Raw genomic sequence first — 13,797 nt, forward strand, 5'->3', positions numbered from 1 at the left:
CGCCTTGATCGCCCACCCCGGCCGCCGCGCCCTTCCACCACGCCTCGCGCACGCGGCACGCCGGACACCGCACCCCCGAAGGACACGCTCATGACGTCTCGCTACCCACCCCTGCCCGACCTCGCTGACCCACGAGCGGTCCGCTCCGGTTGAAGGCGCTCGCCGCCGGCATCGGCGTCGTCTTCCTCTCCCCGCTTCTGCTCGCGGGCACCGGCATGATGATGGCGTCCTCCGCGGACGCCGTTCAAAGCAGCAGCAGCTCCCTCATCTGCCTGAACGACATCAACACCGGCAAGGTCGCCGAGCAGGTCACCAAGATCCTCGACGGGGCGTCCGGAAAGAACGTCCACGTCGAGGGCCTGGACCTGCCCGCCGAGCAGGTGCCCAATGCCCAGACGATCGTGGCCACCGGTATCAGCCTCGACGTCCCCAAGAAGGGCCAGGTCATCGCGCTCGCCACGGCGATGCAGGAGTCGAGGCTGCGCAACCTCAACTACGGCGACAGGGACAGCCTTGGGTTGTTCCAGCAGCGTCCCTCCCAGGGCTGGGGCACCGCCGAGCAGATCCGTGACCCGACGTACGCGAGCGAGCAGTTCTACAAGCACCTGCTCAAGGTGCACGGGTGGCAGCAGATGACCGTCACCCAGGCCGCCCAAGCCGTCCAGCAGTCCGGCTTGCCGGACGCCTACGCGCAGTGGGAGCACCTGGCCACCGCGCTGCAGGAAGCCATCGCCAAGACCTTCCCCGGCGCCGGCAACAACAAGGACGCCAAGGAGCCGAACCCAGGCAAGGACCCGGGAGCCGGCACTACCGGCTGCGCTCCGGGCCAGGACGGCTCCGGCTTCGGCCCGATCCCCGAGGGCAGCGTCCCGAAGGGATACAAGATCCCCAAGGACGCCGACCCGAAGGCACGCAACGCCATCGAGTGGGCGATGCACCAGCTCGGCACCCTCTACCAGTGGGGCGGATCCTGCACCAGCGCCCACGGCCCCGACCCGATGGGCCGCTGCGACTGCAGCTCGCTGATGCAGCAGGCGTACGCACACGCCGGCGTCACCCTCAGCCGCACCACGTACACGCAGGTCAACGAGGGCAAGGCAGTCTCGCCCGCCCAGCTCAAGCCCGGTGACCTCGTCTTCAGCCGCGGCACCGCCGCCCGGCCTGAGCATGTCGGCATGTACATCGGCGAGGGCCTCGTGATCGAGGCACCGCGCACATCAAAGCCGGTCCGGATCACCCCGATCAGGGACTGGACGATTCTCGCCGCCCGCCGCGTCATCTGACGCCACCCCGCCAAGGCACCGCTCCGGGCGGGCCGACGCCGCGGCGATCTCCCGCGCCCCGAGCGCATCTCCCCACCCCCTTTGCTTCCCCTCTTCTCGCCGGCCCCTTGTCTGGCCCGCGTATGCAAGGAGCCCCGCCACACCTATGTCCCTCCCTCTCGCAGACCGCGTCATCCAGCTCGCCTACGACCCAGGGATCTCGCCCAAGGGCGGCGGCCTGCCCGGCCTGAGCGTGCTGAAGAACGTCGTCAACTCGATCAACATGTTCGGGATCATCGCCGTCGTCGGCGCCCTCGCCGTCTCGCTCGGCGTGTGGGCATGGGGCCACCACACCGGCGGCCACCAGGCCGAGGCCAACGGCAAGAAGGGCGCCGTCGTCGCCGCGGGCGCCGCTCTCGGCCTCGGCGCCGCGAACGGAATCGTCGCGTTCTTCTCCACCCTCGGCTCGCAGGTCCACTGATGCGGAACCGATTCCCCACCCTCTCGCTGTCCTCTTACGGCGTCGGCTGGTCGGCCAACCGGCGCATCGCCATCGTCGCTCTGGTCGTCACCGTCCTGCTCACCATCGCCGCAGCCGTCGCCTGGCTGTCCGGCAGCGGCAACGCCCACCGGCATCCGACCGCTGCCGGGCCGGCCGCGACGCACAGCCCGTCCTCCTCCGAGGCCCCCGCCCCGAAACCCGAGGCCGACTCCGGTTCCGTGCCCAAGCCTCCGCAGATCTCCGAGCCGGTCGCGTACGCCAAGGCAGCAGCCCAGATGCTGTGGTCCTACGACACCCGCCACACCAGCCGCGACCAGCAGCTCGCCGGCATGCGCGAGTGGATGACCAAGGAGCCCACCTACGCCGACTGGGCGTCCGTGTCCGGCCAGGTCCCTGATCCGTTGCTGTGGTCGCGGATGGCCGACCAGGACCAGCACGCCACCGCCCGTGTCACCGAAGGCCACTACCCGGGCGCGTTCAAGCAGGCCCTCGCCGAGGACCCCTCGGCGATCACCGAGGCGTACATCTACGTCGTCACCGTCAACGGCAAGCAGCAGATCGCCTGGAAGAAGGGCGGCGGCGGAGCCGAGGACCGCGCCGTGACCCTCGCGGTGCAGTGCCGCCCCGGCCACGACTGTGCCCTGGCCGCCATCGCTCCGAGCGTCACGCAGTGACCCGCGCCTGACACGAGACAAGGAGGAGTAATTCCCCGTGGGTTTCTGTGATTACCCCCTGGCGGACAAGCTCTGTGCCGTCGGCGACGCGGTCGATTTCGCCTCGGACCCTGGCAAGGCCATCGGTGACTGGATGGCGAAGTCCGCAGGTGAGCTGGCTGCGGCAGCGGCCGACTTGGCCGCCAAGGCGGTCAACACCACCACGAGGGTCGACCTGAACGCCGGATGGTTTCGCGACAACTACGAGATGCTGCTGCCGCTGGGCCTGGTCCTGCTGGTCGCCACCTTCTGCGCGCAGCTCGTCCGGGCCGCTGTCAGACGCGACGGACAAGCCCTCACCCAGGCGTTCACCGGCACCATGTCAGGGGTCCTGTTCGCGTTCTGCGCCATCGCCCTGACCACGGTCGCCGTCGAAGTCGTCGACGCCGTCAGCGACGGCCTGTTCAAGACCGCGCACCTAAGCATCGAGTCGGCCGTGCGCCGCATCGTGAAGGTCAGCCAGATCGGATCCCTGGCCGGACTCGGCTGGCTCGTCCCGGTCGTCGTCGGCCTCGGCGCCGCCATCGGCGCCTTCCTCTACTGGTGCGTGATGATGGTCCGCAAGGTCGGCATCCTCGTCATGGTCACCCTCGCCGTCTTCGCGTCCGCCGGCGGAGGCTGGGAAGTCGCACGCCGCTGGCGCAAGGGCTGGATCGAAGCCACCGCCACCCTCGTCGTCAGCAAATTGCTGATGACCGTGATCTTCGTGCTCGGCATCGCCGCCATGGGCAAGACCGATGCCACCGACGGCATCGCCGCCCTCGCCGACGTCATGTCCGGCATCGTGATCATGATCCTGGTGCTGCTGTGCCCCTATGCCGTGTTCAAGTTCGTGCACTGGGCGGCCGACGGCACCGACGGCGAGTCCATCCACCGCGCCGGCGGCGCAGGAGCGCAGATCGCCAAGGCCCACGCCGAGAACGTCGCCCGCAAGGCCGCGGCAGCAGCCGCCACCGCCGGAACCGGCGGCGCGGCAGCCGGAGCGGGTGTCGCCGCCGCGCAAGGCCCCGACGCCGCAGGCGGAGGCGGATTCCCCGGCGACATCGCCGCCAACCCGACCGGCGACAGCGGCGGCGGCAAGGACGCTTCGCAGGGTGGCGGAACGGGCGGCTCGCCCGGTGGCGGTGCCATGAAATCCGGCCTGGAGAAGGCCGTCCAGCCCGCGCCGACGAGCGTGTCGGATGACACCAGCGGCCAGGCGGGCGGCAGCCCGGGGCCGGGTGGATCCGGCGTGAGCGCCGCGTCCGGCCAGCAAGGCGGCTGGCAGTCAGTGCCGCCGACCACGACCCCGCCGCCGCAGGGCGCACCGCCGTCCCCTGGGGCACAGAACGCCACGCCCAGCGGGACGGCCTCACCGCCGCCGCCTGCGACCGGCCTCTGATCCCCTGTCCGTCTACCGGGGGCGGGACGTGTACTGCACCCCCGCCCCCGGGTTTCCGCCCGCGTCTTCAGGACCCGCCCCTTGACTGATCTCTCCGTCGCTCCGGTCACGGTGAAGTTTCCGCACCGGTCCCGCCGCGGCATCCTCCTCGGCCTCTCCCTGCCGCAACTCGTCCTTGTTTCCTGCACGCTGGCGCTGCTGCTGATGACGGTGGTCTCCACCGGGCTGGTCGGCGCCGTCGCCCTGGCACCGCTGTGGGCGGCTTCCGGTGCGCTCGTGGTGATCCGTCGGCACGGACGCTCCCTGATCGACTGGGCGCCGATCGTCGCCCGCTACGCACAGCGCCGACGCACCGGCCAGACGCTCTGGCTCGCCCGGCCCGTCACCCGGCCCCGGCAGGATGGCATCCTCCACCTGCCCGGCACGGCCGCCTCCCTCAAGGTGGTCACCCCCGGCGACTCCGCCAACGGCGCCGCGGCCGTGCACGACCCGCACCGGCAGACCCTGACCGCCATCGCCCGGGTCAGCAGCCGCGCCTTCGCCCTCCTCGACCCCGCCACCCAGAACCACAACGTGGGCAGCTGGGGACGCGCGCTCGCGGGCATCGCCCGCACCGGGCACATCGCCACCGTGCAGGTGCTGGAACGCACCGTCCCCGACAGCGGCGACACCCTCACCCGCCACTGGGCCCAGAACGGGCAGCCCCAGACACCGGTCGCCGGACAGATCTACTCCGAACTGGTCGCCTCGGCCGGTCCCACCGCCGCACCCCACGAGACCTACCTCGCCATCTCCCTCGATCTGAAGGCCGCCCGGCGGCTGATCTCGCAGGCCGGCGGCGGGCTGCCCGGGGCGTTCACCGTCATGGAGCAGACCACCGCGTCCATCGCCCAGGCGGCCCGCAACGCCGGACTGATGGTCACCGGGTGGCTGACCGCGCGGGAGATCGCCGCCGTCATCCGCACCGCCTATGACCCGGGGGCCCTCGCCGCACTCCAGCAGTGGTCCGACACCGGCCGCGCCGAGGCCGATCCCGCAGCAGCAGGTCCCGTCGTCCAGGTCGAGGAGTACGACCGCCTCGCCACCGACAGCGCACGGCACGCCACGTATTGGGTGGAGAACTGGCCCCGCACCGAGACGAACGCCGGTTTCATGCACGGCCTCATGTTCACGGCCGGCGTGCGACGCAGCCTGTCCCTCATCTACGTACCGCAGGGGCTCGAGTCCGCGCTGCGGGACGTCCAGCGCAAGAAGGCCGCGATCATTGCCGACGCCAACGAGCGCGCCCGCCGCGGACAGGTCGACAGCGAGGAAGACTCCGTCGAGTACGCCGACGTCAAACAGCGTGAGCGCCAGCTCATCGCCGGACACGCGGACGTCGCCCTGACCGGCCTCGTCACCGTCACCGCCGAGACCGACGCCCTCCTGGACGCCGCCTGCGCCCAGATCGAGACCCACGCCGTCACCTCGGGCGTCGACCTGCGACGGCTGAACTACCAGCAGCCCGACGCGTTCGCCGTTGCCGCACTCCCCCTGGCCCGCACCACCCTGTAGCTGCCAGTTCGCCCCCACACCCCGCTCCCGCCTCTTTGGCGGCAAGGACCTCCCATTGAGCCCTCCCCGTCCCAGCGCGCCCGACGCGCACCCCTACCTTCGGGCCGCCACCGCAGGCGTCCGCCACCACGCTCGGGCCCTCAACCGTGCCGCGCCCCCGGATCGCGGGCACCTCGACACCCTCCACGCCCACCTCACCGAACTACACCGGTTCATCGACCAGTTGGTCGAGGTAGCAGGGCCCCCGCATCCTGCAGCAGGCCGCCACCTCGCCACCGCGCACACCCGCCTGTGGCAGGCCGCCACCGAGATCCATGCCGCCTTCCACCTGCTGCCCGGCAATACAGCGCAGGCAGACACCGAGACGAGCGCGTGCCATCCGGAACGGCTGCCCGAAGGGCCGCCCGTGCTGACCATCTGCCAACGCCACCTCGCCGCCGGGCACAGCATCCGGCGTAAGACCACCCCCACCGACCTCCGCCCACATACCACGGCCTGCGTGCGATGAGCACCACCCGCAGAATCGAGGGCCTCCGATGAGCCACCGGCCCGCTCGCCGCGCCCGCCGCGCCTCCGCCAGCCCGCTGTTCACCCCCCACGGCACCGACCGGGCCAGCCGCAAGGCCGCCCGCCGCCAGCTCGCCGAAGCCGCCGCCAAGGCCCGCGCCGAAGCCACCGCCCACCAGGCCGAGAGCACACCCGCCGAGCACGAGATGCCCGCTCCGCTCTACCCCCCGAGCGGACGGCCCGGGCCCGCCTCCGCGCGCAACAACCGGCTGAAGCTGCCCGCTCACCGCATGACCACCGCCGTGGCCGCCGGCGCGTATCCGTTCCTGGCCGAAGGCGGGCTCGGCGCCGAGGGCATCTACATCGGCCGCGACGTCCACGCCGAGGCATCGTTCGTCTTCGACCCGTTCGCGCTGTACGGCAAGGTCGAGGGATTCACCAACCCCAACCTCCTGCTCGCCGGGGTGATCGGCCAGGGCAAGAGCGCGCTCGCCAAGTCCTTCGCGCTGCGCTCGGTGGCCTTCGGCTACCGCGTCTACGTCCCCTGTGATCCCAAAGGCGAGTGGACGCCGGTGGCGCAAGCCCTCGGCGGCCGGTCCGTCGCTCTCGGCCCCGGACTGCCCGGACGCCTGAACCCCCTGGACGCGGCCCCGCGACCGGACAGCGTCACGGAGGCCGACTGGGTCGGCGAGATCCGCAAACGGCGCCTGCTCCTGCTAGGCTCCCTCGCCCGGACCGTCCTGGGCCGGGACCTGATGCCCATGGAGCACACCGCCCTCGACGTCGCCCTCGACGCCGTCGTCACCCGCGCCACCGCCACCGGCCGCACCCCACTCCTCAGCGACGTCGCCGCCACCCTCAACAACCCCAGTGCGCTCGACGAAGCCGCCGGCATGATGTCCGGCCAGCTCGGCGACGCCGCACGCGACCTGGCCCACGCGACGCGCCGCCTCGTCCACGGTGACCTGGCCGGCATGTTCGACGCCCCCTCCACCGTCGCCTTCGACCCGCACGCGCCGATGCTCACCATCGACCTGTCCCGCCTGGGCGGATCCGGCGACGACACCGCCCTCGTCCTGGCCATGACCTGCGCAAGTGCCTGGATGGAGTCCGCCCTCTCCGATCCGAACGGCGGCAGGCGCTGGATCGTGTACGACGAGGCGTGGCGACTGATGCGGCACGTCGGCCTGCTGCAGCGGATGCAGGCCCAGTGGAAGCTCAGCCGCGGCCTCGGTATCGCCAACCTCATGGTGATCCACCGGCTGTCCGACCTGCTCACCGCCGGCGACGCCGGATCACAAGGCCGCGCCCTCGCCGAGGGCCTCCTCGCCGACTGCAGCACCCGGATCATCTACCGCCAGGAGACCGACCAACTCCACGCCGCCGCCGCCCTGCTGGGCCTGACCTCTGTGGAAATGGACGCCATCGCGCACCTCAACCGGGGCCGTGGTCTGTGGAAAGTCGCTGGCAGATCCTTCATCGTCCAGCACCTGCTGCATCCCAACGAGCTGGCGCTCTTCGACACCGACGCCCGAATGCATTGAAAAAGCGTCGAGTTCGCGAATCCTGACAACACCCCATCGAAGGACTTTCGTATCTCCCCGCGTGACCCGGACTTCGACCTGTACGACAACGTCGGCCGCGACGCCGACCAGATCCACGCCACCCGTTACAACCTCGCCACCCGCGGCGACCTGAAGCGGTGGGCGCGACGCGACGCGCAGCCCTTCCTCGACGCGCATCCGCTGCCGGACCAGCCCTGGCCCGCACCCGACCTCACCCCCTACCTGGACGCCCTCGCCGCGGCTCAGACTCCGGCAGAGATCGAGGCAGTCACCGACCACGTCCTGGACGCCGCCGAACCTGCACTGCGCGCCCTGAGCGACTACCTCGTCGCCGCCGCCCGGTGGCGGCGGGAGAACCGCGGTGCGGCCAAGGGATCTCCCTCAAACCTGCTGATGACAGCGGCCAGCCGGGCGCTGTCGGTCCTGGCCCTCGCCGACGAGGCCGGCCTGAGCCGGCTGCGCGCCGCCTACGACCCGGCCCCCACCCCCGCGACACCGACCGGCGGCCAGCCTGGGGCCAGCGCAGGTGTCCCACCCGCTCCTCCGTCCCCCGGCTCCGCACCCCGTCGATAGCTCTCTCTCGGCGATTCCAGTCCCGCCGCTTCTCGCAAACGCGATCCCGAGGGACCACCCCTGTTGATCGACACGGCACCGCCACCGCCTGCACACGGAGTCCTCTTGAAACGTCCCCCTCACCTGAACGCCACCGAATGGGCCGAATACCAACAACGCCGAGCCGAAGTCGACGACCTCATGGCACAGGTCGCCGACCAGGACGCCCAGATGGAACACGACCTGATCGCCACCCACGACGAGTACGAACTCGGCTTCAGTCAGGAGTCGCAGCCGGTAGTCACCCCCACTGGACGGACGCCTCCACCGCACCGATCTCCCGCCTCCTCCCGCGGGAGGAACCGTGGCCGCTGACGAAGCGAGCACCCCAGACTCCCGCCGCGTTGCCTCGCTCGCACCGCTTCCCGACCACCGCAATGTGGACACCCCGTGGTGGCAGGAGCTGTGGCGTCGCCACGCGCACGTCACCACGCCGCTGCGGGCGCGCGGCCTGCAGTGCGACATCGAGTTCGGCCTCAGCGCCTACATCGTGCGCGTCTCTCTCCCCGACGACAGTTACCTGATCATCGGTCCGACGCAGGAGCCGTCCTCCGAGCGCCCGCCCGGAGACCCCGAGGGCTGGATCGCGACGCGTGCGCACCCCGACGACCCGTCGCTGTTCGAGGTCCTCTACGACTCGGCCCCCTCCGACGACCCCGGCGCTCCCCAGCGGCCCGAAGCCCGCCACGGCGGCAGCGCCCAGCCCCTGATCGAGGCGATCAACCACCGCCTGGCCAAGCTCGGACTGCTGCCGCGCCCCGTCTTGCCCGGCGAAAGCCCACACGTGCACTCAGCCCAGCCGACGCCCCCGCCCCAGGCCCAGGGCGTCCCCGGCACACCCGACGACGCTCCCATCTACGTCTACGGCGACGCGCTGCGCGCTCTGACCGACCGGCTCAACGGAGCGGAGTCGCATGCGGATGCCGCTGCCCTGCTGCACCAGATCCTGGAGCCCACCGACGGCCTGCTGGCGCAGCTCGGCGAGTTCTTCGAAGCAGCCGGGGAGAAGGCCAAGGAAGCGGAGGAGGACGACGGCTTCGACCTGTCGTACGACCTCGCCGACGCCGCCGCCGAGATCCGCAACCTCGGAGAGGTCCTGCACGTGGCCGAGGACAGGATGCGGGCCCTCACTCCGCTCGCGTCGGCACCGCGACTGCCCTCCAGCCCTGCCCGTACACCGTCCCTGCCCCCGCGAGTGCTCCCGCCGGCACAGCCGCGGCACACGCGCTGACCCCGGACCATCGCTTCCCTCCCGGAACACATGACCTCACTCCGCACCGACCTGGCCGCCTTCGCCGCCGGCCTTTCCGCGCGCCTGCCCGGCACCTGGACCAGCCAGTACCAGCGCCACTCGCAGTACGCCGACCAGTTCCCCCGCACCGAACAGCTCTGGGACACCGGCCACGTCGACTACGTCGTCAGCCAGTACGTCCTCACCCACGACGCCGTGCTCCAGGGGCCGGCCGACCAGCGGCTCTACGTGACCGACCGGCCTCGCTACCCGCACCAGTTCGTCGTCGCTGCGCTCGCCCCCGACGGCGCGCGCATCAAGCCCCACCACTTCGCCGGAGTCGCGGAACCCAACGGCATCGCCGTTCCCAAGGACCCCGCGCGGGCGGCAGCACGCATCGCCCGGCGGCTGCTACCCCGCTACGAACAGGCCCTGCGGGCGGTCCTCAACAACGCGGAGCACCAGCCCCAGCCTCCGCACCGGCCCGCCCCACCGCAGGTCGACCAGGTCCTCACCCTGACCCTGTACAGCGACGGACCCCTCGGCGCACCGTACGAGAGCGTGCCGGTGGATGCCCGCATGACCCTGTACACCCACGGCTTCCAGTACCACCCGCACCAAGCAGCGTTTCTCCTGCCCACCGCCTACGGGGGCACCGGTCGTGCCCTTCGCGTCCACTCCGTGGTCCAGCAGCTCACGGCCAAGGGCATCGGCGTGAACCTGCGCCACTCGGCGCCCACCACCAGCGCCGCCCTGCTGCCGGCCTCAGCGAAGGCCGTGTCCCCGCTCCGCCGTACGCGCTGACCCCCCTGCCCCTAGATCCTTGGAGTCTCCATCCGCATCGCCCGCCGCACCCTGCCGCTGTTCGTCGGCGCCGCCTGCCTCGCCCTGGCGCTCACCGGTTGTGCCACCGACAACGATGCTGCCGTCGCCAAGCAGACGCCCAGCGCCAGCAGCGCGCCGCAGCCGGCGCCTGCCCCCAGCGCCGCCCAGGCCCGCGCCGTCATCACCCACTACTCGCAGATCAACAACGAGGCCAACGCCGATCGCAACCGCGCCCTGCTCGGCACCATCGAGGACGGCCCGCTGTACGCCATGTCCGTCTCGGACTACGCCGAGACCGAGGGACTTCCCGCGGCCGACCGCACGCCCTACAAGCCCTGGTCCTACGACACCGCCAGCACCAAGCTGTACATCCCGCGCCTGGCCGCCGGACAGGACCGCTGGTTCGCCGCCGCGCTCTCGGACGACAAGGGCAAGGCCCCCTCGCGTCTGGCGGTGTTCGCCGAACGACCCCAGCACAAGCGCTGGGAGATGGTCTCCGTCGTCGACCTCGACAGCCCGAAACTGCCGGACATCGCACTCGACCACGACGGGTACGCGACGGCCGTCGCCGCCGACGGCAACAAGCACCTCGCCGCCGACGCCGGCGTTCTGCGTGCCGCGGTGCTCGACAACTTCGCCACCGGCGGCACGCACACCGGGACGAAGGTCTTCAAGCCGACCACGGCGAGCAAGCGGCAGATCGAGGTCCACGACAAGACCGGCACCCGTTTCGGGGACCAGGGCACCACCGTCTTCGCCGGCGCCGCCAACCGCTACAAGGACGCCTACGCTCTCAAGACCGCCGACGGCGGCGCGCTGGTTCTCTTCTCCCACATGCACACGCAGACCGACGCCGTCGCGCACTCCGGCCTGCAGATCAACCCGGGCAAGGAGGACCGGGCCTGGCTCCACGATGTGCCCCGCACCTCCATCACGTACACGTTCGTGTGCAACGACGCCGCCACCGTCCCCGCGAAGGCCGCCCCGTCCCGCCTGATCGGCTACACCTGCGCCCGCACCGATGCCTCCGGCCCGCCGGTCCCGTCCTGGTCGGACCGCGTGTAGACGCACCCGCGCGCCACCTGATGGCCGCCGAGCATTTCCCGCCCCCTGCTTGCTGCGGAGAGCTCCCTGTCCACTCGCTCCTTCATCGCCCGCCCCACCGTCGGCAAGGGCTACACCGGCATCCACGTCCAGCTCGACGGCGTGCCCAGCCACCACCTCCCCCTGCTCCTGGCCGCCTACCAGTACAAGTTCGGACGCGACATCAAGGCCATGTGCCGGCACCTCATCGACGACGTCGCCGTCGGCTGGGACGAACTCGGCACCGATCTCCTCGACGATGCCCCGCCCGCACTCGTGACCGCGCTGACCGGCGGCAACCACTGGCCCAGCCGAACCCTCGACCACCTGGTCACCCCGGACAGCTCGCCGCCGGTACGCATGTCGGTCACCGACGAGACCGCCGATGCGCAGGACATGGATTGGGGGTACGTCCTGCACAAGGAGGGCGTCGAGGTGATCAGCCTCCTGCACGAGGACATCGGCCCCATCGTGAGCTGGGCCATCGACCCGCGCACCGCCTTCAACGACCACCCGGCGGCCTGGTCCTCCCGCGACTCCCCGCCCGCTATCCGGGCATCGCGCAGCACGCCGAGTCCGAGCGCTCCTGCCGCAGCCCCGGCAAAGGCCAGCCCCTCGCGCCCCACCGCCCGCCGCTAGCTTGACCTCGTCTTCCCGGAGCCTTCCCTGCCCCCGCGCACCACGCCCTTGATCACCGTCGTCATCGCCAGCCGCCTGCGCGAAGACCGGCTCGACTACCTGACCGCCATGCACTCGAGCCTGACCCGGCAGTCCGTGCCGTGGGAGGCCGTGATCGCACTCGACGGTGCCTCGCCCGACCGCCTGCCGACCCCGCTCGCACAAGATGCCCGCGTTCGCACCCTGTCGCTGCCCCGGCCGGTCGGCGCCGCCTGCGCCCGCAACCTGGCCCTGAACCACGTACGCACCCCGTACACCAACTGGGCGGACGATGATGATGAGTTCACCGACGATGCGATGGCTCTACGGCTGAACACCCTGGAGTCCACCGGAGTCGGCTGGTGTGCCGGCTGGAGCGAGGACCAGCACCCCGACGGCTCGACCACCCTGTGGCGCTGCCCCACGCCGCCCGGCCGGCACGAGGCCGGTGACGTGTGGACGTACTGGAAGTCACCGGCGGACACCATCCCCATCGGGCCGACTACGATCCTCGCCCGCACCGACCTCGTGCGCGCCGCGCCGATGGGCGGCCTCGTCCAGGGCGAGGACTACTGCGCGGCCCTCGGCGTCACCGCTCTTGCGCCCGGGATCCTGCTGCCGGTCCCCGTGTACCGATACCGCAAGTGGAACGGGCAGATGACAGCCCAGGTCGGATACGACCAGCTGGAGGCGGCTGCCCGTGAGCACGCCTGGGCGTACGGCCGCAGCCTGCGCGCCGTCCTGCGCGGCGGCGAGGACCTGGTCCGTGACTGAGGCGCAGATCATCCTGGCGCACAGCCGGGAGTCCGGGATCGTCGCCATCGCCTCGGGCGAGCGGTATGCCTGGGCGCACACCGCCCTCGCGGAGAGCGGCTTCCAGCGGGACGACGAGGGCGTCTGGCACTTGCCCGCGGACGGCACCCAGACCACCGTGGTCGACCTGGTCACGTGCGCGAAGCGGCACCGCACCAGCGTGCACACGAGCAGCCGCCGGTTCATCGGCGACGCCGCCCGCGACCTCGCGCGCCTCCTGCCCGGCCAGTGGCACGCCTCGGTCGAGATCTACTCGCACCCCGCCTGGCAGGAAGACCTCGTCCCCTGGATCTGGGACAGCGGCGAACTCGGCCGCGCCGTCCAGACCGAGCGAATCCCCTACGCCGCGCTCCTCACCGACGCGGTGCAGCGCACCGCGCTGCTGTTCATCGAACGTCCCGGCCGTCAACTCGACTACCTGGTCGGAGCCTTCTCGCCCAAGGGACTGGAAGGGGGCTACGGCGATCCCCACGCCCCGCGCAGCATCGTCCTGCCGCCGGTTGCCGGGCGGGCTGCCCAGGCCCTCACCGGCCGGTACCTCCCCGCCTACGAGCAGGCCGTCCACGCCCGCCAGACGGCGGCCATCGCCGCCGTGCTCGGGGACATTCGCTGCGAGCACGACACCTGGCAGGCCATGAACGCCTCCGGCCGCTACAGCGACGCCACCCCGCTGAGCGCCGCCGCTCTCGGCGCCGCGACGGAGTTGTTCCTCGACCACGCCTGGCGCCGTTTCCTGACCGTCGTCGACCACCCCCCGGCGCTGCTCGACCGGTGCCGACCCGCGAGCAGCCCGTGGCCCGACGACGCCGCGGCCCTCTCCCGTCTGGCCGACGCCGTGATCGATGCCGAGACCCTGGTCGACGAGATCGTCCACGGCGGTTTCGTGCCGGAGCAGGAGTGCCGAGCACGCGCGTGGCCGGCCATCGAGACCTGGCTCACTGACGGCGAAACGTTCTTGCGGCAGGCCCGCATCAGCGCACCCCACCGCCGCCCGGCCCTGCCCGTCGCCGCGCCGGCCCGCCCCTTCACCACGGCCCGGCCCGCGCACCGCGGCCCCTGACCCCTTCCGCCCCACGCCCCGAGGAGAACACT

General features: G+C 71.5%; 14 protein-coding genes. All 14 read left to right on the forward strand.

The features are described from left to right. Positions 1–149: 149 nt before the first annotated feature. The 14 genes from ABZ865_RS09465 (at position 150) to ABZ865_RS09530 (ending at position 13,765) form a co-directional block, all read left to right on the forward strand. Entirely contained in the window at positions 150–1,283 is a 1,134-nt protein-coding gene (locus tag ABZ865_RS09465; protein WP_361226359.1) for a C40 family peptidase, read from the forward strand. Positions 1,284–1,428: 145 nt separating this feature from the next. Continuing rightward, positions 1,429–1,743 carry a DUF6112 family protein gene (locus ABZ865_RS09470; protein WP_006143162.1) on the forward strand — a complete coding sequence of 105 codons (315 nt, stop codon included), beginning with the start codon at positions 1,429–1,431 and terminating at the stop codon, positions 1,741–1,743. Further along, on the forward strand, positions 1,743–2,438 hold the full coding sequence (locus ABZ865_RS09475; protein ID WP_361226363.1) for a hypothetical protein: 696 nt from the start codon (positions 1,743–1,745) through the stop codon (positions 2,436–2,438). Before ABZ865_RS09470 ends, ABZ865_RS09475 begins: the two co-directional genes overlap by 1 nt. A 37-nt stretch (positions 2,439–2,475) precedes the next feature. Continuing rightward, positions 2,476–3,858, forward strand: coding sequence for an ATP-binding protein (locus ABZ865_RS09480; protein WP_361226366.1), 1,383 nt, complete (start codon positions 2,476–2,478; stop codon positions 3,856–3,858). An 81-nt stretch (positions 3,859–3,939) separates the two neighbouring features. Next, the gene (locus ABZ865_RS09485) at positions 3,940–5,412 is read left to right on the forward strand and encodes an SCO6880 family protein (protein WP_361226369.1); all 1,473 of its coding nucleotides are present in this window, start codon (positions 3,940–3,942) and stop codon (positions 5,410–5,412) included. 55 nt (positions 5,413–5,467) lie between these two features. Continuing rightward, complete coding sequence (locus ABZ865_RS09490; RefSeq protein ID WP_361226372.1) at positions 5,468–5,920, forward strand: DUF6238 family protein; 453 nt, start codon at positions 5,468–5,470, stop codon at positions 5,918–5,920. Between the two features lie 28 nt (positions 5,921–5,948). Further along, the gene (locus ABZ865_RS09495; protein WP_361226374.1) at positions 5,949–7,463 is read left to right on the forward strand and encodes an ATP-binding protein; all 1,515 of its coding nucleotides are present in this window, start codon (positions 5,949–5,951) and stop codon (positions 7,461–7,463) included. Positions 7,464–8,162: 699 nt separating this feature from the next. Then, the gene (locus ABZ865_RS09500) at positions 8,163–8,411 is read left to right on the forward strand and encodes a hypothetical protein (protein WP_361226377.1); all 249 of its coding nucleotides are present in this window, start codon (positions 8,163–8,165) and stop codon (positions 8,409–8,411) included. Beyond that, the gene (locus ABZ865_RS09505; RefSeq protein ID WP_361226380.1) at positions 8,401–9,327 is read left to right on the forward strand and encodes a hypothetical protein; all 927 of its coding nucleotides are present in this window, start codon (positions 8,401–8,403) and stop codon (positions 9,325–9,327) included. Before ABZ865_RS09500 ends, ABZ865_RS09505 begins: the two co-directional genes overlap by 11 nt. A gap of 30 nt (positions 9,328–9,357) precedes the next feature. Next, positions 9,358–10,131, forward strand: coding sequence for a hypothetical protein (locus ABZ865_RS09510; RefSeq protein WP_361226383.1), 774 nt, complete (start codon positions 9,358–9,360; stop codon positions 10,129–10,131). Between the two features lie 291 nt (positions 10,132–10,422). Beyond that, positions 10,423–11,217 (forward strand): hypothetical protein, encoded by a 795-nt coding sequence (locus tag ABZ865_RS09515; RefSeq protein WP_361226386.1) that lies wholly within the window; start codon positions 10,423–10,425, stop codon positions 11,215–11,217. 141 nt (positions 11,218–11,358) lie between these two features. Continuing rightward, positions 11,359–11,874 carry a hypothetical protein gene (locus tag ABZ865_RS09520; protein WP_361226388.1) on the forward strand — a complete coding sequence of 172 codons (516 nt, stop codon included), beginning with the start codon at positions 11,359–11,361 and terminating at the stop codon, positions 11,872–11,874. A gap of 48 nt (positions 11,875–11,922) precedes the next feature. After that, positions 11,923–12,666: a glycosyltransferase gene (locus ABZ865_RS09525; protein WP_361226390.1), complete on the forward strand. Its 744-nt coding sequence runs from the start codon at positions 11,923–11,925 to the stop codon at positions 12,664–12,666. Further along, positions 12,659–13,765 carry a hypothetical protein gene (locus ABZ865_RS09530; RefSeq protein WP_361226393.1) on the forward strand — a complete coding sequence of 369 codons (1,107 nt, stop codon included), beginning with the start codon at positions 12,659–12,661 and terminating at the stop codon, positions 13,763–13,765. Before ABZ865_RS09525 ends, ABZ865_RS09530 begins: the two co-directional genes overlap by 8 nt. The last annotated feature ends 32 nt before the right edge of the window (positions 13,766–13,797 follow it).

Origin of the sequence: Streptomyces sp. NPDC047085 (assembly GCF_040643735.1) — a bacterium.
GTDB lineage: Bacteria > Actinomycetota > Actinomycetes > Streptomycetales > Streptomycetaceae > Streptomyces.

Bases quoted from the DNA above. Each gene is read 5' to 3' on its own strand.
- ABZ865_RS09470 (WP_006143162.1), top strand. From the start codon at position 1,429: ATGTCCCTCCCTCTCGCAGACCGCGTCATCCAGCTCGCCTACGACCCA.
- ABZ865_RS09475 (WP_361226363.1), top strand. From the start codon at position 1,743: ATGCGGAACCGATTCCCCACCCTCTCGCTGTCCTCTTACGGCGTCGGC.
- ABZ865_RS09495 (WP_361226374.1), top strand. From the start codon at position 5,949: ATGAGCCACCGGCCCGCTCGCCGCGCCCGCCGCGCCTCCGCCAGCCCG.
- ABZ865_RS09510 (WP_361226383.1), top strand. From the start codon at position 9,358: ATGACCTCACTCCGCACCGACCTGGCCGCCTTCGCCGCCGGCCTTTCC.
- ABZ865_RS09515 (WP_361226386.1), top strand. From the start codon at position 10,423: ATGTCCGTCTCGGACTACGCCGAGACCGAGGGACTTCCCGCGGCCGAC.